The organism is Alistipes sp. cv1, from assembly GCF_900240235.1.
GTDB classification, from domain to species: Bacteria; Bacteroidota; Bacteroidia; order Bacteroidales; family Rikenellaceae; genus Alistipes_A; species Alistipes_A hominis.
Genome location: NZ_OEPW01000002.1, coordinates 285492 through 309529, shown reverse-complemented (window position 1 = coordinate 309529; position 24038 = coordinate 285492). Strand labels below are relative to the sequence as shown.

Sequence of the window (24038 nt, the reverse complement as noted above, 5' to 3'; positions counted from 1 at the left end):
GAAAACCGGCCGGGACTGCGTTATGGAACGATATGTGTGTGTAAATGAAGAATAAATTCGTAATTTTACGCGCAGTAAACGGTTCGGATGAACCGCAAAGCGAAAAACAGGAGATAGAATGAAAAATTTTTGGAGTACGTTTCTGGCCTGCCTGCTTGCACTGGTGGTGGCCAATGTGGTGATCGGCGTCTTTTTAGTGATGGTGCTGGCCGGTATCGGGACGCTTTTTTCGGAAACGGTTCCCGACGTGCAGCAGAAAACGGTGCTGCGGCTCGATTTTGCCGAGCCGATCAGCGACGATCCGTCGCGCAACCCGTTGTCGGAGATGGGATTCAACGACCTGATATCGATGCGGGTCGCCCGCAATTACGCTTTGATCGACGTGTTGAAAGCTATCGAGACGGCTGCGACCGACGACCGGATCAGCGGGATTTACCTGAATGTCAGCCCAAATATGGGAATGGGAATGGCTACGCTGGAGGAGATCCGCGATGCGTTGTTGCAGTTCAAAGAATCCGGGAAATTCATCGTTAGCTATGCGGATTACTATACGCAAGGTTCCTATTATATGGCTACGGCCGCCGATAAAGTATATCTGAACCCGCAAGGCAATGTGACCTGGCTCGGTCTCGCTTCCGGAGTCGTATTTTATAAAGGACTTCTGGATAAGTTGGGCGTGCAGGTCGAAGCGATCCGCCACGGCTCGTTCAAATCGGCCGTCGAACCGTTTATCCTGGATAAAATGAGTCCCGAGAACCGTTTGCAGATGGATGCGCTGCTGGGTTCGATCTGGGGGCATGTCGTGAAAAGAGTCTCCGACGCCCGCGGCATCGATTCGGCTCAGTTGCAGCGATACGCTTCCGACCTGGCTCTGCGGAGCGCCCGCAATACGGTCGATCTGAAAATGGTCGATTCGCTGGTTTACGCGTCCGACGTCGAGCGGATGCTTTGCGAGATGACCGACCGGGACGAAGAGCCGGAATTCGTATCGCTGGGAACCTATATCGACCAGCCGAAGACGGCGGTTCAGAAGCTATCCCGGAATAAGATCGCCGTCGTGTATGCCGAAGGGCAGATCGTGGACGGAAAGAGCCGGGAAGGGCTGATCGGCGGCAGTTCGCTGGCGGCGAGGCTGGCCCGGGTACGAACGGACGACCAGGTGAAAGCGGTTGTGCTGAGGGTCAACAGTCCGGGAGGAAGCGCGCTGGCGTCGGAAGTGATCTGGCATGAAGTGGAACAGATCCGTCAGCTCAAGCCGGTCATCGTGTCGATGGGAAACATGGCCGCTTCGGGCGGGTACTACATTTCGTGTCCGGCGGATGTCATTCTGGCTTCTCCGGTGACGCTGACCGGTTCGATCGGCGTATTCGGCTTGATGCTGAACGGCGAAAAGGGACTTCAAGATAAACTCGGCATTACGGTGGATGTGGCTAAGACCAATCCGTCGGCCGATATGGATATGGCGGTCTTCGGGGCGGTCGGGGTACGCCCGATGAACCAGGCCGAACGCGATTTCATGCAGAATAGCGTCGAGCAGGTTTACAGCGCGTTCGTCGGTCACGTGGCCGAAGGACGCAACATGACCGCAGGGCAAGTAGACAGCGTCGGCGGCGGCCGGGTGTGGTCGGGTGAAAGCGCTCTGCGGATCGGCCTGATCGACGGCTTCGGCGGGTTGAGGGATGCGGTGGCCCTGGCGGCCGACCGGGCCGGCGTGGCGGACGATTTCCGGATCGTCTCCCCGGAGGAGTCTCCCGACCGGCTGACGCAGTTGTTGAAGTTGTTTTCGGCGGAGACCCGCGCGGAATTGTTCCGGGGCGAAATGGGGGAAGCTTATCGCGATTACGAAACATTGCGTAATATGTTATACCAGAACAGTATTCAGGCGTTGTCGCCCTACCGGGTAGCGATGCCGTAACCGGTAAAGCAGGTAAAAAAGGTTGTCCCCCGGAAATTTTCCGGGGGATAATTGTTTGTTAAAAACTTTGATATCCAATCTTTTTAATTTATTTTTGAAAATTGGATAAGTATGAGTTATGAAATTACCTCCGCTGATCTCCGTCCCGCTGTCGTGGCTGTACGGAATGGTCGTCCATATCAGGCATAAACTGTTCGATCTGAAGATTCTTCGGAGCGAGGAGTTCGATATTCCCGTAGTCTGTATCGGGAACCTGACGGTCGGCGGAACGGGAAAAACGCCGGTGGCCGAGCTGTTGATCGAACGGTTTTCGGAACATTACCGGGTCGGGGTGCTGTCGCGGGGATATCGCCGCAAGACGAAAGGATTCGTACTGTCTACGCCCACGTCGTCCGCACGGACGATCGGCGACGAGCCCCGCCAGATGAAACTGAAGTATCCGTCGGTACCGGTGGCCGTTTGCGAAAAGCGGGCCGAAGGGATCCGGTTGCTGCGGAAGGCGCATCCCGAGATCGAGCTGATTATTCTCGACGACGCGTTCCAGCACCGTTACGTCGAACCCTGGGTCAATATCCTGCTGATGGACTACAACAACCCGGTTTACCGCGACCGGCTGCTGCCGTGGGGACGTCTCAGGGATACGCGCAATCAGATCCACCGGGCCAATTTCGTGCTGGTGACCAAGTGTCCCGACGATCTGAATCCGCTGGATATGCGCATCGTGATCAACTCGCTCGGACTGTTCCCGTACCAATCGCTCTATTTTACCAGGATGCGGCAGGGGGAGATTACTCCGTTGTTCGCCGACCGGGCCGTCGGAAAGGTCCGCGAGGGGGATCCGGTGATCGCGATGTCGGGCATCGCCAATCCCGTTCCGTTGCTGGAAAACCTGCGGAAACGCTTCGACGTGGTGGCCGAATTGACTTTCGACGATCACCACACTTACCGGCTCAGCGATATGAGGCGGCTGGAAGCGTTGTTCGCAGCGTATCCGGATGCGGTCGTGCTGACGACCGAGAAAGATGCCGTGAAGCTGACGAACCGTAAAAAAGTTCCGGAAGCCGTGCAGCAGCGGCTCTATTACGTACCGATTCATGTTTCATTCGTGGCGGATTCCGAGTCGGAATTCCTGCGTCAATTGGAGTTATATGTCAGAACGAATCAAAAATACAGCCTCCTTCATCCGGAATAGGGTGAATTTCGAGCCGGAAGTCGGGATCATTCTCGGAACCGGGCTCGGCGGGCTGGTGGAGAGCATCGACATCCGTGCGACGCTCGACTATGCGGAGATACCTGATTTTCCGGTTTCGACGGTCGAAGGACATGCCGGCCGGTTTATTTTCGGTATGCTCGGCGGCCGGCGGGTCGTCGCGATGCAGGGGCGTTTCCATTATTACGAAGGGTACACGCCGCAGCAGGTGGTTTTTCCGGTGCGGGTGATGAAATTCCTGGGCGTCGGCCGCTTGTTCGTGTCGAACGCGAGCGGCGGGGTAAACCCGTCGTTCCGCACCGGCGACCTGATGGTGATTACCGACCACATCAACCTGATTCCGAATCCGCTGATCGGACCCAACGATCCGGAGCTCGGCCCGCGTTTTCCGGACATGAGCGAACCTTACGACGCCGGCCTGATCGCATTGGCCGCCGAGGTGGCTTGCCGGGAAGGAATCCAGTTGCAGTACGGGTGTTACATCGGGGTGACTGGTCCGACTTTTGAAACCCGCAAAGAATACCGTTTCTACCGTACGGCGGGAGCCGATACCGTAGGCATGTCCACGACGCCGGAAGTGATCGCCGCGAATCATGCGGGTTTGCCGGTATTCGCCGTGTCGATCATTACAAACATGGGGCTCGACGGGATGAAGTCGACGCACGAAGAGGTGCAGCGCGAAGGGGCGAAGGCCGAAGCGAAGATGACGCGGCTGTTCGTCGGTATGCTCGAAGCGCTTTAGTACGGCGGTTGCGGGCAAGACGTATCGTATTGTAATATAATTTAATCGGGATAAATCATGGTCAATAAAGTAATTCTTATCGGAAACGTGGGGATGGACCCCGAAGTAAGGGCTCTGGAAGGGGGCGCTAAGGTCGCGCGGTTGCGGATCGCAACGACCGAGCGGATCTATAATCGACAGACGCAGACCGCGACCGAGCATACCGAGTGGCATACCGTGACACTGTGGCGCGGGTTGGCCGACGTGGCCGACCGTTATGTCCGCAAAGGGAGCCAGGTCTATATCGAAGGAAGTCTGCGTACGCGCGAGTGGACGGACAAAGACAACAACAAACGTTACACGACGGAGATCGTCGCCAACGATATGAAGCTGCTCGGTCGTCGCGCCGAAGGCGCGGGCGCGCCGATGGACGGTAGCACTTACGGCGCCGCTCCGCGTCCTGCCGCCGCTGCGCCTGCGGAAGCGCCGTCGGGAGCCGCTCAGCCGTTCAGCGGCGGAGGCGCTGCGGAAACGTCGGCCGACGAGGTGGACGACCTGCCCTTTTGATTTTTCATAGCACGATCAGAACGCGATGACCAACAACGATTGGAAAAACCGGCTCAACGTGGTCTATTCGACCAATCCCGATTTTCGGTACGAGGAAGAGGAGAAAGGAGAGCGACAGACGCTTCCCGCCGCTCAGCAGCAGTTGAAAGTGTGGATCGATCGCAAACAGCGCGCCGGGAAACAGGTGACGCTGGTGCGGGGATTCGTCGGTACGGAAGACGACCTGAAAGAACTGGCGCGGTCGCTGAAGAGCAAATGCGGCGTCGGCGGAACGGCCAAGGACGGAGAGATCCTGATTCAGGGCGATTTCCGCGACCGGGTCGTCGATGTGCTCGTCAAAGCCGGATATAAGGCGAAAAAGGCGGGAGGATAGCGATGAAGCGGTGGATCGGGCGGTTGGTCGCCGGGTGGATGTGCGTGTTGCCGGTCGCGGGTTTCGGCCAGTATTACGACTGGGGGCGTTCGCCGTCGGGCATCCGCTGGAATCAGGCGAATACCGTTGCCGGAAAGATCGTTTATCCGGATTATTTTTCAGCGCAGGCCGCCCGGGTGGCGAATTATATGGACACGGTGCGGTCGCATGTTTCCTACGGGTTCAAGTACGGCCCGTTGCGGTTCCCGGTAATTCTGCATACCGAAAATTTCGTTGCGAACGGGATCGTGATGTGGGCGCCGAAACGGATCGAGCTGGAGGCGATTCCGCCGTCGGCCCCGTTCGCCGAGCCGTGGCTCAAACAACTGGTGACGCACGAATACCGGCACGCCGTACAGTACGGCAACCTGCACCGGCGGTTCATGAAATGGGTCGGTTACGTGGTCGGACAGCAGGCGGGTTTGCTTAGTTCGGTGCTGTTGCCGATCTGGTTCCTCGAAGGGGACGCTGTGATGAACGAGACGCAGATGGCGTCGTTCGGCCGTGCGCTGCAACCCTCTTTTACGATCGAATACCGCGCCTACCTGACCGAAGGGACGAAGAAATTCCCGCTCGACAAGTGGTTTTGCGGTTCCTATAAGAATTATATTCCGGATCACTACCAGTTCGGTTATCAACTGGCCGCCTGGTCGCGCGAACAGTACGGGGACGATATGTGGTCGCGGGTCGCGGAATACGGTTCGAAATATCCCTATACCATTCTGACGACGAAGTGGGCGCTGCATAAGTACTACCGCACGTCGGTCAACGAGATCGCGCGCAACACGCTCGACGAGTTGACTCGGTTTTGGCGTTCGCTGCCCGTCGAACCGAACAGCGGCGAAACGCTGCCGACGCCGATTACCAGTTATACGGTCTACGATGCCCCGATGGCGCTGAACGATACGACGCTGCTGGCGCTGAAACGCGATATGGACAAGACGAGCCGCGTCGTGGCGGTCGATCCGCGGACGGGCTGCGAACGCCGGTTGTTCTGGACGGGAAGCGTCAATACGCCTCCGGTGCTGTACGACAGTACGCTGTACTGGACGGAGTACCGGAGCAGCACGCTGTGGGAACAACGCGTGACGTCGCGGGCGTGCAGTTACGACCTGCGCACCGGCCGACGCCGGACCTTGCGCGAACGCGGTAAGACGCTGTTCCCGACGCCGTTGCCCGACGGCCGGCTGGCGACGGTCGGTTACGATTATGCGGGGCGTTACAGCCTCGATCCGGGCGACGGAAGGCGTTTCGATTTTCCGGATACCCTTTCGATACACGGACTCGCTTACGACGAGGTCACCGGAACGCTGGCCGCGATTGCGCTCGGCGACGCGGGGATGTCGATCCTGCGGATCGACTTACAGGACGGAGCTCTGCGGACGATCAAGGAGCCGACTTATGCGAGCCTCTATAACTTGCGGGCGGGAGCCGGAAAGCTTTCGTTCAATTCGATCCAGTCCGGTAAGGACGAAATCCACCTGTTCGACCTTACCGGGGGCCGGGAGTACCGGCTGAGCCGTTCGCGCTACGGTTCGGTGGCTCCGTCGGCTCCGGACAGTAGCGGAGAACTCTATTTTACGACTTACTCGCTGGACGGATATCGGCTGGCCCGCCAATCGGTTCGCAGCGATTCGCTGATTCCGGTGGAGCCTCGGAAACTGCCCGAGAACCGGGTCAATCCGCCGCGACGCAAATGGGACGTGATGAACATCGATACGGTGACGGTTTCCGGCGATTTTCCGGCGGAAACGCGGAAAAAACGATTCCGCAAAGGATTGCATCTGTTTAACCTTCACAGTTGGGCGCCCTGGGATTTCAACCCGTTCCATATCGCCGACGAGAACCGGATCGACATCAGTTTCGGCGCTACCGTCATGTCGCAGAATCTGCTGAGCAGTACTTCCGGGTACCTGGCCTACGGCTATGCCCCCGAATTCGGCAGCCGCCTGCGCGGAGGAATCAACTATTACGGACTTGCGCCGAAATTTGAACTGTCGTTCGAATACGGTGGAGGCAAGCAGTTGCTTTACGGCGTAAAAAACCTCGAGTACGAAGGGATGAAGCGGAAGAATTATTTTCAGGTCAATCTGCTGGGATACCTGCCGATGACGCTCGCCTCGGGACATCGCGTACGGACGTTGACCCCGTCTGTGGAGCTGCGCCATATCAATGCGCTGATGTGCGGGGACTCTTCCGTTAAAACCGGGTTTCAGCGGTTAGTGACCGGCCTGAATTTTTCGGACAACGTCCGGATGGCGACCCGCGACTTTTTGCCTCGGTGGGGCTATGCGGCCCGGTTCGCTATGGTATGCGCCCCGTTCACGGAAGGTTTCGGCCGACTCTATTCGCTGTACGGGCGGGCCTACCTGCCGGGTGTGATGAAACATCATTCGCTGATGCTGCGCGGAAACCTGCAGCATCAGAACCTGGCTTCCCAGAACTTTTTCTATAAGGAACTTTTTCCGCGCGGAGCCGCGTACAACATCGTGGCGACCCGGCTCGGGGCCGCGTCGGCCGACTACCAGTTCCCCGTGTGGTGTCCCGACGGCGGGATCAGCAGCATCGTCTATTTCAGCCGGATCCGGCTGAACGTCTATTACGATTTCGCCCGGTTCAGACAGGCGATTCCTTCGGTGATCAGAACGTTCTACCGGATGCATACGGTCACTTCCTACGGCGGCGAGATCATCTTCGACATGCATCCGCTGCGGATTCCGGCGAAGACTACGACGGTCGGGTTTTACATCTATAAGCCCAGCGACCGTTCGGGCGTGGTGGGCGGCGTGAAACTGTCGCTTCCGATCTGATCGGAAAGGGCTGTAAAATAAGCGGGCGCCAAAAACGTTGTTTATTAAAATAGCGATTAAAATTGTACCTTTGCCCGAGATAACCGTTGCATCGTCATGACCCAAAAGAAGATTATCGATAAGCTTCAAACCCCCAAGGCCGTAAAATGGTTCTGGATTATACTCGTATCGCCCGTTGCGCTGATCGTTTTGCTGCTACTGCTGATTCGCCTCGGCGTATTCGGGAAACTGCCGACTTTCGAAGAGCTCGAGAACCCGAAAAGCAACCTGGCTACCGAAATCTATTCGGAGGACGGGCAGATGATCGGCAGCTTTTTTGTCCAGAACCGTTCCTATGTCGATTACAGCGAACTTTCCCCGGCACTGGTGGCGGCCCTGACGTCGACCGAAGACATGCGTTTCTACTCCCATTCCGGGATCGATTTCATTTCGCTGGCCCGCGTGGCCGTCAAGACGATGGCGCTCGGCAACCGCAATCAGGGCGGCGGCAGCACGATTACGCAGCAGTTGGCCAAAAATCTCTACCCGCGCGATACGGCCGTCTACGACAACCCGGTTTCGAAGGGTTCCAAACTGGTGATCTCGAAGCTGAAAGAGTGGATTACGGCCGTGATGCTGGAGTATAACTATACGAAAGAGGAGATCCTGACGATGTACCTGAATACGGTGCTTTACGGCAGCAACGCCTACGGCATCAAGTCGGCGGCGCGGACCTTCTTCAACAAACTGCCGTCGGAACTGAACGTGCAGGAGGCGGCGATGCTGGTCGGCGTGGTGAATGCGCCGACGCGTTACAGCCCGCGCAGCAATCCGGATCGGGCTCTTATCAGGCGCAATACGGTGATCGACCGGATGAGGGCCGGGGGATTTCTGACGCGTCACCAACGCGATTCGATCAAGGCGCTGCCGATCGTACTGGATTACCATCCGATTTCGCACGACGAGGGTACCGGCACCTATTTTCGGAGTATGTTACAGATCGTGATGACCTCGGATCGGCCCGACCGCAAAAGTTTTGCGCCGGGAGTGGCCGGCGATTGGGATTACAAGGCGGCCGTCGAACTGTGGGACAAAAATCCGCTGTACGGCTGGTGTCGGAAAAATACGAAGGCGAACGGCGCTCAATACGATTTGTACCGCGACGGGCTGAAGATCTATACGACGATCAATGCGACGATGCAGAAATATGCCGAGAAGGCCGTATGGGCGCAGATGGGCGGTAACGTACAACCGATGATGGATCGGGTGCTGAAGGGGCGGCGGAGTATTTTCTCGAACCTCAGCAAGGAAGAGGAACAGGCGATTATCAACCGCGCAATGCGTAATTCCGACCGCTATCGGATGTTGAAAAAAGAGGGAGCTACCGAGAAGGAAATTCAACAGGCGTTCGACACGCCAGTCAAAATGCGGGTTTTCAGTTACAAGGGCGACCGGGATACCACGATGACCCCCCGCGATTCGCTGTATTACTACAAGCGTTTCCTGCGGGCTTCGCTGATGGCCCTCGACCCGTCGAACGGTTATGTGAAAGCCTATGTGGGCGGCCCGTCGTTCCGTTATTTCAAATACGATATGGTCAAGCAGGGCAAACGCCAGATCGGGTCGACGATCAAACCGTTCGTCTATACCTTCGCGATCGAGCAATTGGGGCTGACGCCCTGTACGCCGGTGCCGAACCTCCCGGTCACGATCGAAACCTACAACGAGCCGTGGTCGCCGCGCGAGGCCAGCAAAGTGGTTTACGACGGAAATCCGAGACCGCTGCGGTGGGGCCTGGCCAACAGCCGCAACAACTATTCGGCATGGATCATGAAACAGGCGCGGCAGCCGGAAGCGGTAGCCGAATTTATTCATAAGTTCGGTATTCACAGCTATGTGGATCCCGTGCCGGCCCTGTGCGTCGGAACGTCGGACTTTTCGCTGTTCGAACTGGTCGGCGCTTACGGGACGTTCGCCAACCGGGGCGTGCATATCGATCCGATCTTCGTGACGCGGATCGAAGACCGTCACGGCAACGTGCTGGCCAATTTTACTGCGCCGGCTCAGGATGCCATTTCCGAACAGACGGCCTATACGATGCTCGGTATGCTGAAAAACGTCGTCAATGCCGGAACGGCCGGCCGCATCCGGGCGCTCGGGATCACGGCCGATATGGGCGGCAAGACCGGGACGACGCAGAACAACTCCGACGCTTGGTTCGTCGGCGTGACGCCGAAGCTGGTCGCCGGCGTGTGGGTCGGCGGCGAAGACCGGAGCATCCACCTCTCTTCGGGCGGCGAAGGATCGCGGATCGCGCTGCCGATTTTCGCCGATTTCATCAAGCGGGTCTACAACGAGCCGAAGCTCGGAATCACGCAGAAAGACCAATTCCCGATACCGGTCGGCGCGGTTTCCTACGACTGCGACGAGAGCGACCTCCATGCTCCCGCATCGCAGACGCGCGACGACGAGTTTTTCGATTAGATTTCCGGTTCGACAGTCGTTTCCGCAGGTTTGAAAAAACGGACGTATGGAATTCTGTAAAAATGTTCCGAGTGTTCCTGTATTTCTTTGATCGGAACGAAAAGTTGAGTCGTTTTTAGATCTTTGTTCATAAGACAAAGAAACGGAACGTTTTCTTTATCCAGTATACCTAATCGGATATCGTGAGTTACATATAATTTCATGGATTATTCTTGATATGAGCTACGACGATGACCGGATTGTCGTTTGCTGTGATTGTTTTGCTTAGGTTCGCTATTTGAGGATTATCACTGTTTCGAAAATGATCGAAATAGAAAGATTCCATAACATAATAGAAGTTTTTACCGTCTGTCGCCATAGGCATAAACGGAATCGTTTTGTCCAGATCGTTGACGACGGGAATCCGGTTATCGGTGTTTTTTTCCCAAATGCGGACTCCTTCCTTAAATGTTTTGCGCCGGGGATTGTAAAATCCGTAATAACTTTTATTGTTATGCCGGTAAAAGAGATAAACAACGCTGTCGCTTTCGAGCATGTTGCAAATTACCGGATATTGAGGCTTAGAATCTTCCTGTGAGGTTTCTTGAGCCGATTTACTACTACTTGCCGTCCGTTGTAGTTCCCGCATTTGGGGGGTAACGCCGAGGTCTACGTAATATTCCGGCTGAACCTTATTGTTACAAATACTGTAAACGGTATCGTTTAGCGGCATAATTAGGTGTACCGTATCGTTCGAATAAGTGCTGGACAGATTGTTGATAAGACCCGTAATTCCTAATCGGTTGATTGTGCTGTTGAAAAATAATTTTGATTGAGTTTTACGGGTTTGCAAGTCGAAAAGAATCAGATTGGGAGATTTGGAACGGATGCTGTAATTCGGATTGTTGATGTAGTCACAATAGCAGGCCAGTCGGTTGTTTCCCAAATAAGCGATCGAGGTCGTGATAAAATCCAGTCTGATTTTTTCGATAAATTCTCCTTCATAAGTGAATATGGAAATTTTCTGGGCCATATCGTCGTGAACGATCAGTCTTTTATTAGAAACATCTACGGCGACGTCGTTCAAGCTCAAATATTCTCCGGGCCCTCGGCCTTTTTATTGATTTTACGGATAAACTTTCCCGATTTATCGAAGATGTAAATCGTTTGCGTGATATCTTTATCCACTATTAGAATACGGTCTTTCAACGGGATTATTTTATCGATTACTCCTATTAGGTTCGAAGTATCGGTAGCCAGTTTGATATAAGATAATGAATCCGCAATGTCAGAAAGATGTAGCAGGTGTTCTGTCGTTTGCAACGGCGGATGCAGAACGGTTAGCCCGGTCGCCGGACGATTCCGGTGGCAGGCCGACAACAGGATTGCACCTGAAAAAATAACAAACAGCGTTCGGGTCATGTTTTTACCGGATGGTCGATCGGGCGTCTCGTATTCCAAAGTTATGAAATAAAATCTTTTCAGAAAAATTCACGGATCGGTTTGCTTCGTATCTCGGCAGCGAAACTTAAAGGTAATCCCTGTCGGTATTCCGTCTTATGATTTTTAATGGAAGATGTTTCGAAAATATGTAAATAAAACAAATAGAATAAAAATTTAACAAATAGTTTATTTTAAAATAAAACCTGTTACCTTTGTCGCAAACAGAAGGCTTTTACGAAAAAAAGTCATTATTTTTGCCGAAACAATAGATAGAAACGTTTTTAATAAAGAGCTTTCCCCGCGGGAAGGTTTCCTGTTTAAAAGTCTTTAAAATTATGAAAGTTGCGATTGTTGGCGCAAGCGGCGCCGTAGGCCAGGAATTTCTCCGGGTGCTGGAACAACGGGAATTTCCGATCGACGAATTGTTATTGTTCGGTTCCGAACGCAGTGCGGGCCGTAAATATACGTTCCGGGGCAAGGAGTTGACCGTGCGTCTGCTGGCCCATAATGACGATTTCAAAGGGGTCGATATCGCTTTTGCGTCGGCCGGAGCCGGTACGTCGAAAGAGTTTGCCGAGACGATCACCAAATTCGGGACGCTGATGATCGACAATTCGAGCGCATTCCGGATGGATGAAAATGTGCCGCTGGTGGTTCCCGAAGTGAATCCGACCGATGCGGTCAATCCCCCCCGCCGGATCATCGCCAACCCGAACTGTACGACGATCCAGATGGTCGTGGCGCTCAAGGCGATCGAGAATCTGTCCCATATCCGCCGGGTGCACGTATCGACTTACCAGTCCGCCAGCGGCGCCGGAGCGAGCGCGATGGCCGAACTGGCCGAACAGCACGCCCAGTTGGTGCGCGGCGAAGAACCGACCGTCGAAAAATTCGCATTTCAATTGGCTTTCAATGTTATCCCTCAGGTGGATGTCTTTACCGACAACGGTTATACCAAAGAGGAGATGAAGATGTTCAACGAGACGCGTAAGATCATGCATTCGGACGTGAAGGTCAGTGCGACCTGCGTGCGCGTTCCGGTAATGCGCGCCCACTCCGAGTCGATCTGGCTCGAGACCGAACGGCCCGTATCCGTCGAAGAGGCGCGCAAGGCGTTCGCGGGCGCAGAAGGGGTGGTGCTGATGGACGAACCGGGAGAAAAAGTTTATCCGATGCCGCTGCCGTTGGCCGGTGTGGACGCCGTGTACGTGGGGCGTATCCGCAAGGATCTGGCCGATCCGAACGGACTTACGTTCTGGTGCGTCAGCGACCAGATTCGCAAAGGCGCGGCGCTGAATGCCGTGCAGATCGCCGAATACCTCGTAAAGGAGGGACATGTGAAATAAGGATTTCCCGGGAACGGGAAGGTATGAATAGGAAACGGGCATGAACCTAAGTTCATGCCCGTTTTTTGGAATCGTGCGTACTATTTTCCGATGGCGAAAACGGCACTGACCGGTTCGAGCGTAAGGCGAATCCGGGTATAGATCGTGCCGTCGGCATGTCTGTCGTATTCGACATCTTCCCATTTCCCGATCGTGCCGGTATGCGGGTTCCACTTTTCGAGTTTCAGCTTTCCTTTCAGGCTCACCTGCGTGTCGACCGGTTTGTCGGTCGAGTTGGCGAACAGGTAGATATCCTGTCCCTCTTTCTGCTTGTGGATATATGAGAACATACCGAGTTCGTCGGCCGGCAGGTCGCGGAACCGTTCTACGCCCAACAGCGGCTGTCCCGGCAGGCCGGCTGCGGCCAGCGTTTCGACCGGATCGACCCGGACGTCCGGGTCGGGCAACAGCGAATCGATCGCTGCGGCCAGCGCGGTCGACTCGGCCTGCGGCAGGAAGATGGTTTTTCCGCCGTTTTCATTGGAAGAAGAGACCTGTCGGGCAGGCATCGGAGCCTCCGGGTCGATGCCGAAAATCTCCCGTACCAGCGCGACCGCTTCTGCGTCCTGCCCGAATTCGGCGGATCTGGACGGCAACAGGTTGGTCGCCAGTATTTTTCCGCCGCTTCGGTAGTAATCCCGTATTTTCCGTAAGGTTTCCACCGAGAGCACTTTTCCGGAGGGCATGATAAGCAGTTTGTACGTCTGTCCGGTGGACGGCGTGTTCAGCTTGATTTGTCCGTTGCCGATCTGGTATTTGTCCGTGACGAAGTCTTCCGGATGCAGGAAAGTAAAGTCCCGTCGGATCTGCCCGGTCAGCAGATCGCCGATCCGGTTGTAGTCGGTGCCGGGAGGCACGTCTTTTCCGCACCGGGGGCGTCCGGTTTCCCAGGCGTACCACGCTTCGAGCGACTGAATCGGGAAGAGCAGCGCGATGTCGGCCACCCGGCGACCGCCTTGCAGCAGGAACGTGCTCCGGCCGGCGAAATCGTTGTATCCGGGCAGGGCCGGGGCCAGCCGCGGATTGTAATGCGCGATCAGCGGCGGGATCTTGACCGTATCCGGTTCGTACCACATCCCGTGCGGAACCAGGAAGTTGACGCCCCGCGCCATGACTTCCATCGCAACCCGGTACAGCATGGCCGAATCGGTCTCCCGATCCGAATAATTCCCGTAAATTTCGGCGCCGACGAGTTGTTTGTCGAATGCGTCGGCAGCCGAGCTGATCAGTTTGAAGCCGGGACGCCCGTACGGATAGCCGTGGATGGCGTCCATCAGCGGAATGTGGACGTGCCGGTAAAATTTGAATGGGTCTCCGTACATATCGACGGTCGTCGGCTCGTAATTTCCGGGCGGGTGTCCCATGCTTTGCAACCCGTAGCGGTCGCACCATTCGGCTACGCAAAGCGGGAAACCGTCGCCCATCGCCTCGGCGCGCAGTCCGAACAAGGCGACCCGTGCCGCATCGGTTTCCGGACCGATATCGTACCACAGGGCCGGGTAATACAGAGCCGCCTTTTTTCCATAGCGTTTTTCGAACAGGCCGGAAAGCTCCGGATTCCAGTAATTCTCGATGCCGTAATAGCCCACGTCGTCGAAAAACGTTTTCGTGATCGTATTCCCGAAATAGGGTTCGAAACGTTCGGCATACTGGTCGTAGGTCATTTTCATGAACTCTTTGACAGCCTTCGGCTCCATGTAGTCCACGTGGTTGTCTACGTGGTTTTCCATCGCGAACGACATGATTTTCCATGTTCCTTCCGGTACCTGCCATTCCAGCGTGCTGTCGGTTACGAATTCGCCGAGATCGATCCGTTCGAGCGTCAGCGTGTTCATCGCTGCGGCCCCCATGAACGAGTCCCGGAGCGGAACGGCGATTTTTACGTTCTTCGGTCCGATTGCCTCTTCTTCGGTTTTACAAAGCCTCTTGCGGGTGTACTGCGGGAATTGTTCGCCCAGTTTGCCGCCGGCGGTTCCGCTCGGGAAATCGACGTCGTCGTACAGGATCACCTGCGCTCCCTGTTCGGCCGAACATTCCAGAATGTCCCGGTAGCGGTTGAAATAGCCTTCCGACAGGTAAACGGGCGTCGTGCCGGGACAGATGCCCTGATTGCCCCACATGCCTCCCGGGTTCAGCGGAAGGACGGCCACGCCGCCGAATCCGTCTCCCTGGATGGCGTCGCTCAGTTGTTTGCGGATTCCTTCGGTGGTCAGCGTGCCGTTGATGTGCCAGAACGGCTGCGGACGGTAGATGTCCGACGGGTCGGCGAACTCTTTTTCCCAGGTTTCGCGCTGACCGGCTCCGCGGCATCCGCATACGGCGAGCACCGTCCCGTATATGAGCAGTTTTCGGAATGTTTTTTTCATTTGCAGAATGATTAACGAACGCTTACAAATATAAAGATATGTGTAAGATATTAAAATTTTTTCCGGCGGATCAGGCTTCCGACCAGAAACAGCAGCAACGCGGCGGCGGCGGCCAACGCTATCTGCCACGAATCGTTCCACGAAAAGGTAATCATGCGCCGTTTCAGAATGGCCGTCAGCAGGAATAGCAGTGCCATTCCCCAGAAATTACGGAAATCGCCGCGCAGAATGGCCAGAAACGAGAATTTTCGCGTCCGGTACCGTTTGCCTCTGCGGTTCGGGATCAGCGCGGGGGTCTGTTTGCACCAGATGCGGAAATCTTCGCCGTACTTGTGCAACATCAGTTCCTCTTCGCGGCTCAGGACGATCAGGTAGCAGGCGACGTATGCGGCTGTCGCGGCGACGATAAACCAGTTGACGCCCACGAACAGGATAAAGCCGAACCAGACCAGAAAGTTGCCCGTATAGAGCGGATACCGCATTCGGGCATAGATGCCCTCGGTCGGGAAGACGGCAGGGCCGTTTTCGGCCGTTTCGGCATTTTTTCGCGCCAGCGGAGCCGATGTTCCGAGCGCGCGGGCGCGGATCAGGAATCCCCACAGCGAGCAGGCGATGCAGAGCGCCGCATAGACGATTCCGTCGTAAACGGAGAACGGCACTGCGATCCACAGGGCGATCCATCCGGCGGGGATCAGCACCAGCGGCAGTTTTCGCCGCGCACGCCAGAGGCGGTAACGGAAAATGGTGTATCGTTCTGAAAGCGTCATTTATCGGAAGAAATGTTTTCGGTTCGTTCCGGGGGCGTTTCGCCCCGTTTCATTAGCCGGCCGAACAGCGCGAACGCGCCGGCTCCGAGACCGAGGCCGAGAGCCGTCCCCAGCAGAATGTCCATCGGGTAATGGACGCCGAGGTAAATGCGGCTGTAAGCGAGCAGCAGCGCCCATCCGAAGATAGCGACCGTATACCACCTTTTTCGGAACAGCCGGGCGGTGAACAGCGCGATCGCGAAGCTGATCGCCGCATGGGCCGATACCGTGCCGTACAGTCCGCCGCGGTAACCCCGCACGGTATGGACGAAGGCTTCGATGTCGGGCGTATGGGTCGGCCGGAATTTCGGCGTGAAGTGTTTGAAGAAATTGCAGATCTGGTCGGCCGCTCCGACGCACAGGCCGAGCACGACCGCTACCCACAGCAGGCGGCGCCAGCCCCACTGTTTCCAGACCGCGTACAGGATCGCCGCATAAAGCGGAACCCAGGTCAGCCGGGCCGAAATGATGTAAAAAAAAGTATCCCAGCCCGCTCCGCCGTCCCCGTTGAGGGCCAGCAGCAGTTGCTTGTCGATATCCAGAAGGGATTGCCAAACCATAGGTGCGGATCGTTTTGATCCCCAAAAATACGATTAAAATCCGTTCCGGTCAAACATCCGGTGCGGAAACCCTAAAATTGGAAGTAGATGAACGGTTGGATTTCGGACGATTTGATCTGCATGATTCCCCAGATCAGGACGGTGATGATGACGGCCTGCGCCAGTACGGGGGCGGCGGTAACGACCCTTTTTCCCCAGGTTTCGGCCGCTTCGGGCAGCAGGTGCAGCAGGAACCCGACGGCCATCAGTCCGAAGATCGTTCCGTAACCGGAAACCACCTGCGGGATCAGCGCGGCATTGAAATGGTTGAATATCTGGGATGTTATCAGCGTGACGCTGTGCATGTCCTGTGCGCGGAACATGATCCAGCCGAAACAGACGACGTGGAACGTGACGATGATACCGATTACCCGTCGCCAGGGAACCATGTCCGCGCCCGTCTTTTTGAACGAAGGGAAGCGGTTCACCGTCCATTTGTGCACGGCCAGCGCCGCGCCGTGCCATGCGCCCCACAGTACGAAACGGATCGCCGCGCCGTGCCACAGCCCGCCGATCAGCATCGTCAGGAACAGGTTCAGGTAGGTGCGGGCTTTTCCCTTGCGGTTGCCGCCCAGCGAAATGTAAAGGTAATCTTTCAACCAGCTCGACAGCGAAATGTGCCACCTGCGCCAGAATTCGGTGATCGTAGCCGATTTATACGGCGAGTCGAAGTTCTTCGGGAAGCGGAAACCCAGCAGCAGCGCCAGTCCGATCGCCATGTCCGAATAGCCCGAGAAGTCGCAGTAGATTTGCAGGGCGTAGCCGTATACGCCCATCAAATTCTCGAACCCGCTGTATAGGAGCGGGTTGTCGAATATGCGGTCGACGAAATTCAAACTGATGTAGTCCGAAATAATGGCTTTTTTGAAAAGACCCGATATGATCAGGAAGATTCCCATGCCGAACATTTCGCGCGTTACGACGATCGGCTTCTGGCGGATTTGCGGCATGAAATCCCTCGCTTTGACAATCGGGCCGGCTACCAGTTGCGGGAAGAACGACAGATAGAACAGGTAGTCGATCCACTGGTCGGCCGGATCGATCCGCCGTTTGTACAGGTCGATGATGTAGCTGATTGACTGGAACGTGAAAAACGAGATTCCTACGGGCAGGAAAATGTTTTGGAAATCGAGCCAGTCGCGTCCCGAAACGTCGTTGAGCAGGCCGATGAAAAAGTTCGTGTATTTGAAATAGCACAGCACGCCGATGTCGATCGTAAGGCTCAGCGCTACGAGCCATTTGCGCAGCGATTGCTTCCGGGCGGCACACAGGAAGCGGCCGATGACGTAGTCCGAGACCGACATGCCGACCAGCAGGAACAGGAACAGTCCGCTGGTTTTGTAATAGAAATAGAGCGAAAACAGCACGACATAGATCATCCGCAGCATGACCGCCCGCCGCATGAATTGGTAGAAAAAGGCGAAGCCGGCGAACAGGAACAGAAACAGCCCGCTGGAAAACAGGATCGGGTGCAGCGGATCGTAACTGAGTATTTCCGTTATTTTGTCGCAAACGGACGAAACATCGGGCATATATCTGATTTTTTCTGGGTCGCCGGAACATCGGGTAACGGCGGGCAAATTTAATATTATTTTCTACGACCGCTACCGGAGCGGAAGAAATACGAAAAGTTTTTCGATCGTTTTCCGGATTCGGACGGGAACGAAGATTCGGGAGCGGATCAATTCAGCAGAATCTTGAGTTCTCCGTTATGTTTGCGGTAGTGGTCGTAGGCTTTCATGATCGCGTCGTAGAAAAGTTTTCCCTGCAGCCGGTATCCTTCGCGCGAAAGGTGCACCCGGTCGGCGTTGGCTATTCCGAGATCGGCCCATCGGCCCATTGCTCCGTCGCCGCCCGCTGCCGCGTAGAAATCCCAGACCGGCAGCCGGTACAGCGCCGCCTGCCGCAGAATGCATTCCCGCATGGCGCAGGCGTTCGGGTTGGGTTTCCGGTAGGTGCGGCCTTTGGAACGTATCCGTCTGCAGTGTTCCATCGGAGTGGTCAGCAGCAGAACGGAAGCGGGCATGTTCCGGCGGATCGAGTCGATCAGCCGGGTGATCTGAACGTCCGCGTCGGCCGGATCGAAAGACGCGCCGTAGCTGTCGTTCGTGCCGAGCGAGACGATTACCAGATCGGGGCACAGTCCGGATGCCTGGCGGACGATCTGCGGGTTGCGGTTAATGGCGGCGTAGGTGTTGCCGTTGATGCCGAAACTGTGGTACAGGACTCCGCTGCGACCGTTTTCGAGGGAAAAACCGTAAAAAGCCGAATGGGCGAACGACGAGTCCGCGACCGAAGCGCACAACCTGATCTGTTCGACCGGCCGGCTCAGCGGGATCAGCGTCATTTCGTCGTTGTCTAGGGCGGGACAGCAAATCCCGTCGGACAGCGAATCGGGAACCGTGAGCAGCGGCGCTTCGCGGTGGTGGAATGCCCAGATGCGGTCGAACGGTTCCTTGGTTTTGATATCCAGTTCGATATGGCGGTCGTAGGTAACGATCGACATGCCCGACATGCCCGGTTCTTCGGTTGCGGCGCGCGTGATGCAGTTGCTGCGGTTCCAACTGTTCGGCGAGGTGATCGCGTAATCCGGCGGTTCGTTCGTTCCGGCCAGCTTCAGCGGGACGATCAGGCCGCGCCCCGCATTGCCGAATTCGCGTTGGAGGTTTTCACGCACTTCGTTGGGGAAAAATCCGGCCTGGATATGCGAATCGCCGATTTGCAGGATCGAGATCACGGCTGTCGTATCCTTTTTTTCGAGTGCCTCCAGTTTTTGGAAAAGGGGTTCGAGCGCTGCGACGTTACCGCCGAGGCGGTTCGAGTCGGGACAGATGATTTCCGGATAACAAGAGTCGGCCGGCTCGGCGGAATCCGCCTGCGCGCGCGCGGTAAACGCCGTGCCGCACAGCAGCAAAGTCAGGATTGTTTGCAGGTATGGTATTCCTTTGAGGATCATGGTTGTGCGAATTCGTTTGTCGTGAAGGTCGTATCTGCGTCCGCGTCTGAATCCGTTTCCGTCTCCGTTTCGATGGTTCCGGGGATCGTATCGTTCCGGTTGTAATGCAGCATCTCGTTTTTCCGGCGTTCCTCTTCGATCCGGTCCCGGCGCTGCTGCTCCGCTTCGACTCCCTGCATCCAGTTCCCGACCAGTTTCCCGGCGATGAATTTTCCGCCGGCGTAACCCAGGTGGGTGTAGTCTTTCGCCGCCCAGTTCTTGCGGACGAACTCGACCATGCTGTTTTCGCCTCCCATCGCTTCGAAAGTGTTCCAGAATGCGACGCCCGTTTCCCGGGCGGCGTTCCGCTGCGCTTCGATCATTCCCCGCACGGCGGGCATCGTGACGAATTCCCCGTCGCGTTGCGTACTGCGGTCGCAGACGCCCATGACCAGTATGCTGCTGTTCGGGAAACAGCGTTTCATGTAATTGATTACCTTTATGAAAGCCTTTTCATAGGAGCCGTAATGCAGGACGTCGGCCGACATGACGTTCAGGCCGTATTGCAGGATAATCAGGTCGTACCCGCGCATGGCGCCGATTCGCGCGTTGACTGCGGCGTTGGTTCCGAACAGGGCTAGTCCGCTGTTGCCCCGGATCGAATAGTTGTCGAGACTGACGCCGTTTTTGTTTTCGAAAACGATCCCGTAACCGATGAATCCCGCCGGATTGGCGATCCGGACTTCGAGCGAACGGATCGGGGTGTGGATGTCGATCTGCTGGACTTCCGGGCCCGGTTCGGGGTTGTAGACTTTATGGATCGTATCGTTGATCGTTACATGGATCGTCGTTCGTTCGCGGTTCGTAAAGATCAGCCGGGCGACCGACGCGCGGTCGATGTGCTTGCGGAACATGACGCCTTTCATTTGCACCGAAGCGCTTTCGTCGGGGATGCACAGGCTGCCCGATACGAAAAATTTATCTCGGTACTCTTCGGGGGCCTGCCGGGCGTTTTTTACGTCCAGCGTCGTCCAGCCGTCGAACGTGTGGCGCACCGTTCCCCGGAACTGGGCGATCGGCGACGAAAACGGCACGAATCCTACGCCCCCGCCGCCGTACAGATCTTGCAGTTGTTCCCGGATGTCGGCCGTGATGATATCTCCTTCGATGAACGAATCGCCCAGCACCGCGATCCGTACCGGGCGTTTGCCCTCTTTTTTCAACAGAGCGTCGTAGAAATGGAGCATCGACGGGCCGTCCGTTCCGAAATCTTCGAGGAATCCGATCCGTTCGACGACCGGTGCGGGAGGTTGCTCCGCCGCGCTGTCGCCGCGCTGCACCTCTGCGGATGACTCGTGTCGGGAATCGTCCCGGGTATGGGGAACCGTTGCCTGAACCGTCCGTGCGTTCGTCTGTGCCGTTTGTTTTTCTGCCTGCGAATCTGCCGCCGCCCGTGCTTCGGCCTCGAGCGCTTCTCCTTCCGCCAGAAAGGTAGTGTCGAAATAGAGATTGGTTTCCGGAATCGGTTCGTGTTCGTCCTGGATCAGATCGGACAGGATATTGATCTTTTTCAAGGTCGTTTTGCCGAAGGTGACTTTCGGAATCCGGGATATGCCCAGCAGAAAGAGGATGACAAAAACGGTGATCAGAAAGCTCCGACCCGTATAATCTTGTTTTCGATTCATAGACGCGAAGGTTCAAAACCCGTTGCGAAGTTAATAAAAATCATTCGTACGGCCCTATACGATTTCCCTTTTTCTTTCGGCCCGATCCGCCGTAAAAGCAAAAAGCGGCCCGACAGGCCGCTTTCGGTTGTCAGAGTGAGGTTTTTGCGCTTAGGCTTTTGCCTGCCCTCTTTTTTCCATCGGAATGAATTTCTTTTCGGGTCCGACGTTCCGGTAGGCCGGGCGAATGATCCGTTTGCTGTCGAAGTTCAGTTCTTCGATCCGGTGCGCGGCCCATCCGGTGATGCGGCTCATGGCGAACAGCGGGGTGAAGACTTCGCTCGGGAGCCCGATCATTTCGTAAACGAATCCGGAATAGAAGTCGACGTTCGCGCAAACTCTTTTATTTACTTTGTTTCCTTTGAAATTCATGAAGTTTTCGACGGCGCGCTCTTCGAGCAGTTCGAGGAAAGCGAACTCCTCTTCGCGGCCTTTCTCCCGGGCCAGATCGCGGGCCATCTCCTTCAGCAGCAGCGCGCGGGGGTCGGAGATCGTATAAACGGCGTGTCCGATGCCGTAGATCAGCCCGCATTTGTCGTATACCTCTTTGCGTAGCATTTTCTGCAGGTAGTCGTCTATTTCGGAGACGCTTTTCCAGTTGCGGATATTTTCTTTCAGGTGGTTGAACATGCTCACGACCGCGAGGTTGGCTCCGCCGTGCAGCGGCCCTTTCAGCGACCCGATCGCCGCGGCGATCGAAGAGTAGGTATCGGTGCCCGACGAACTGGTCACGCGGACCGTAAACGTGGAGTTGTTGCCGCCGCCGTGTTCGGCATGGAGCATGAGGGCCAGATCCAGCGTCCGGGCATCCAGAGCGGTATAACCTCCTTTCAGCATGTACAGAAAATTCTCCGCGACCGAAAGGTTCTCTTTCGGGAAACGAATGTGCAGCGAACGTCCCTGGTTGCTGTGGCGCATGATGTTGTACGCGTAAGCGATGATGGTCGGGAACTTCGAGATCAGGTCCACCGACTGGCGCATCAGGTTGTTCCGCGAAGTGTCGTCGGGGTTTTCGTCGAAGGTGTACATCTCCAATACGCTGCGGGCCAGGATATTCATGATGTTCTGGCCCTCCAGGTCGAGGATGTTCATTTTGGTCTTCTGGGTCAGCGGCATGCACTGGTGCACCATGTTGCTGAAAGCGGCCAGTTCTTCTTTGTCGGGAAGGTAGCCGGATAGCAATAGGAATGCGGTTTCTTCGAAGCCGAACCGTTTTTCGGCCAGAATGCCCCGAACCAGGTCTTCGACGTCGATGCCGCGGTAGATCAGCCGTCCCGGGATCGCTTTGAGTCCTCCTTCGGGCAATTTTTCGTAACCTACCACGTTTCCGATTTTAGTCAACCCGACCAGCACTCCGGAATGATCTTCGTTGCGAAGTCCCCGTTTTACGTTGTATTCGGTAAAAAGTTCGTTATCAATACGGCTGGTCGTTTTAATCGATTCCGACAATCTGCTGATTATGCATTCCTTTTCCATCTTTATCCTCCTTTATTATCAGTTCAAGCCTCGCAATTTATAAAAAATTTTTGTAATTTACTATCGCCGGAAACGATCCGGTCGTTCTTTTCGGATTTTTTCCCGATCCGGGGTCGAGGTAGCCGATACGGGAACAAGCCACAAGTAGTTACAGGGATGTCCTCCGGTCTGGAGAACCCGCAGTTTGCCCGTAAAACCGGCGTCGGAAAAATGGTCGTCCGGTGTTAAAAATAGTGTACGGGATTGCCCTCGATGGCCGAGAGCAGGTTGTTCGCCAGCGAGCTGGCGCCGATCCGGAAACGTTCCGGCGTAAGCCACTCCTCGCCCAGGATTTCCTGTACGATCGTGTAGTAAAGCGCAGCGTCTTCCGGGGTCGAAATTCCTCCGGCCGCTTTGAATCCCACCTTGCGTCCGGTCTGTGCGGCGAACAGCCTGATGGCTTCGCACATTACTACCGCCGCTTCGGGAGTCGCGGCGACCGAAGCCTTGCCGGTCGAGGTTTTGATGAAATCGGCTCCGGCGAGCATGGCGATCACGGCGGCCCGGTGGATCAGTTCCGGCTCGGCCAGGATGCCCGATTCGAGGATCACTTTCAGGGTGATCTCGTCGCCGATCTCCTTGCGGAGCGTTTCGATTTCGTTGCCCATCAGGTCGTATTCGCCGTTGAGAAACTCTCCGATGCTGATAACGACGTCGATTTCGTCGGCGCCGTTCTCGACGGCCATCGCCGTTTCGAGCATTTTGACCTCCAAGTAAGTCTGCGAAGCGGGGAATCCTCCCGTTACGCTGGTGATCGCCATTTTGGAGTCGCTGATAACCAGGCCTGCCGTTTCGACGAAAGCCGGGTAGATACATACCGATGCGACGCCCGGGATTCCGGAGAAACGATTCGGAAATTCGACGGCTTTCGTGACGAACCGTTCGATCCGCTCGTGCGAATCGGTGCTGTTCAGCGAAGTCAGGTCGATGAAACCGAAACAGCGTTTATAGACCTCCGTATTCCGGTTCTTTTCCGCGAGGGGACGGATACCGGCAACGATTTTATCGACCTGTCCGGCCGGGAGTCCGGCGCCGAACTTTTTCAGATTATTGCTGTATTCCATCTTCGGGGCGGTTAAAAGGTTTCCTTTGCAAAGATACGCATTTTCCGGCGATTTTTCAATAGTTTCCGGGGGGGAGGAATCGGTTTGGCCGCATTCCGCCGGGTCGAAAGGACGGGGCGGCTTT

18 protein-coding genes are annotated in these 24038 nt (G+C 55.9%); 8 read left to right on the top strand and 10 right to left on the bottom strand.

All coding sequences use genetic code 11. The annotated features are described in order from the left end of the window. Nucleotides 1-118: 118 nt before the first annotated feature. The 7 genes from sppA to C1A08_RS05655 all read left to right on the top strand — a co-directional run bounded on the left by sppA (nucleotide 119) and on the right by C1A08_RS05655 (nucleotide 10098). Nucleotides 119-1915 (top strand): signal peptide peptidase SppA, encoded by a 1797-nt coding sequence (gene sppA, locus C1A08_RS05685; protein ID WP_101571974.1) that lies wholly within the window; start codon nucleotides 119-121, stop codon nucleotides 1913-1915. A gap of 118 nt (nucleotides 1916-2033) precedes the next feature. After that, nucleotides 2034-3107: a tetraacyldisaccharide 4'-kinase gene (gene lpxK / locus C1A08_RS05680; RefSeq protein ID WP_101571973.1), complete on the top strand. Its 1074-nt coding sequence runs from the start codon at nucleotides 2034-2036 to the stop codon at nucleotides 3105-3107. Then, nucleotides 3064-3867 carry a purine-nucleoside phosphorylase gene (locus tag C1A08_RS05675; protein ID WP_055202844.1) on the top strand — a complete coding sequence of 268 codons (804 nt, stop codon included), beginning with the start codon at nucleotides 3064-3066 and terminating at the stop codon, nucleotides 3865-3867. Before lpxK ends, C1A08_RS05675 begins: the two co-directional genes overlap by 44 nt. Before the next feature lie 57 nt (nucleotides 3868-3924). Further along, nucleotides 3925-4413: a single-stranded DNA-binding protein gene (locus C1A08_RS05670; protein WP_101571970.1), complete on the top strand. Its 489-nt coding sequence runs from the start codon at nucleotides 3925-3927 to the stop codon at nucleotides 4411-4413. Between the two features lie 25 nt (nucleotides 4414-4438). After that, nucleotides 4439-4786, top strand: a complete 348-nt coding sequence (locus C1A08_RS05665) for a translation initiation factor (protein ID WP_101571968.1) — start codon at nucleotides 4439-4441, stop codon at nucleotides 4784-4786. 2 nt (nucleotides 4787-4788) lie between these two features. Further along, complete coding sequence (locus C1A08_RS05660; RefSeq protein ID WP_257937052.1) at nucleotides 4789-7635, top strand: DUF2268 domain-containing protein; 2847 nt, start codon at nucleotides 4789-4791, stop codon at nucleotides 7633-7635. Nucleotides 7636-7731: 96 nt separating this feature from the next. Beyond that, nucleotides 7732-10098, top strand: coding sequence for a transglycosylase domain-containing protein (locus C1A08_RS05655; RefSeq protein ID WP_101571966.1), 2367 nt, complete (start codon nucleotides 7732-7734; stop codon nucleotides 10096-10098). A 199-nt stretch (nucleotides 10099-10297) separates the two neighbouring features. Here the strand turns inward: C1A08_RS05655 and C1A08_RS05650 are convergent, their stop codons facing one another. Both C1A08_RS05650 and C1A08_RS05645 read right to left on the bottom strand, forming a co-directional pair. After that, nucleotides 10298-11110: a 6-bladed beta-propeller gene (locus C1A08_RS05650; RefSeq protein ID WP_257937051.1), complete on the bottom strand. Its 813-nt coding sequence runs from the start codon at nucleotides 11108-11110 to the stop codon at nucleotides 10298-10300. 56 nt (nucleotides 11111-11166) lie between these two features. Next, complete coding sequence (locus C1A08_RS05645; RefSeq protein ID WP_101571963.1) at nucleotides 11167-11499, bottom strand: 6-bladed beta-propeller; 333 nt, start codon at nucleotides 11497-11499, stop codon at nucleotides 11167-11169. A gap of 356 nt (nucleotides 11500-11855) precedes the next feature. On the opposite strand from C1A08_RS05645, the gene C1A08_RS05640 reads away from it, so the two are divergent. After that, nucleotides 11856-12866: an aspartate-semialdehyde dehydrogenase gene (locus C1A08_RS05640; protein ID WP_101571961.1), complete on the top strand. Its 1011-nt coding sequence runs from the start codon at nucleotides 11856-11858 to the stop codon at nucleotides 12864-12866. Between the two features lie 80 nt (nucleotides 12867-12946). Here C1A08_RS05640 and C1A08_RS05635 read toward each other — a convergent pair whose 3' ends face one another. The 8 genes from C1A08_RS05635 to deoC form a co-directional block, all read right to left on the bottom strand. Next, nucleotides 12947-15271 (bottom strand): glycosyl hydrolase, encoded by a 2325-nt coding sequence (locus C1A08_RS05635; protein WP_101571959.1) that lies wholly within the window; start codon nucleotides 15269-15271, stop codon nucleotides 12947-12949. 50 nt (nucleotides 15272-15321) lie between these two features. After that, nucleotides 15322-16038, bottom strand: a complete 717-nt coding sequence (locus tag C1A08_RS05630) for a methyltransferase family protein (RefSeq protein ID WP_101571957.1) — start codon at nucleotides 16036-16038, stop codon at nucleotides 15322-15324. Beyond that, nucleotides 16035-16637 carry a phosphatase PAP2 family protein gene (locus C1A08_RS05625; protein WP_101571955.1) on the bottom strand — a complete coding sequence of 201 codons (603 nt, stop codon included), beginning with the start codon at nucleotides 16635-16637 and terminating at the stop codon, nucleotides 16035-16037. The genes C1A08_RS05630 and C1A08_RS05625 overlap by 4 nt, the downstream gene beginning before the upstream one ends. Nucleotides 16638-16708: 71 nt before the next feature. Continuing rightward, nucleotides 16709-18208 carry an MBOAT family O-acyltransferase gene (locus C1A08_RS05620; protein WP_101571953.1) on the bottom strand — a complete coding sequence of 500 codons (1500 nt, stop codon included), beginning with the start codon at nucleotides 18206-18208 and terminating at the stop codon, nucleotides 16709-16711. 149 nt (nucleotides 18209-18357) lie between these two features. Next, entirely contained in the window at nucleotides 18358-19632 is a 1275-nt protein-coding gene (locus tag C1A08_RS05610; protein ID WP_055202826.1) for a GDSL-type esterase/lipase family protein, read from the bottom strand. Beyond that, nucleotides 19629-21296, bottom strand: coding sequence for a hypothetical protein (locus C1A08_RS05605; RefSeq protein WP_101571949.1), 1668 nt, complete (start codon nucleotides 21294-21296; stop codon nucleotides 19629-19631). Before C1A08_RS05605 ends, C1A08_RS05610 begins: the two co-directional genes overlap by 4 nt. Before the next feature lie 150 nt (nucleotides 21297-21446). Continuing rightward, nucleotides 21447-22811 (bottom strand): citrate/2-methylcitrate synthase, encoded by a 1365-nt coding sequence (locus C1A08_RS05600; protein WP_055202824.1) that lies wholly within the window; start codon nucleotides 22809-22811, stop codon nucleotides 21447-21449. A gap of 224 nt (nucleotides 22812-23035) precedes the next feature. Further along, on the bottom strand, nucleotides 23036-23914 hold the full coding sequence (deoC, locus tag C1A08_RS05595; RefSeq protein WP_055202822.1) for a deoxyribose-phosphate aldolase: 879 nt from the start codon (nucleotides 23912-23914) through the stop codon (nucleotides 23036-23038). Nucleotides 23915-24038: the final 124 nt, after the last annotated feature.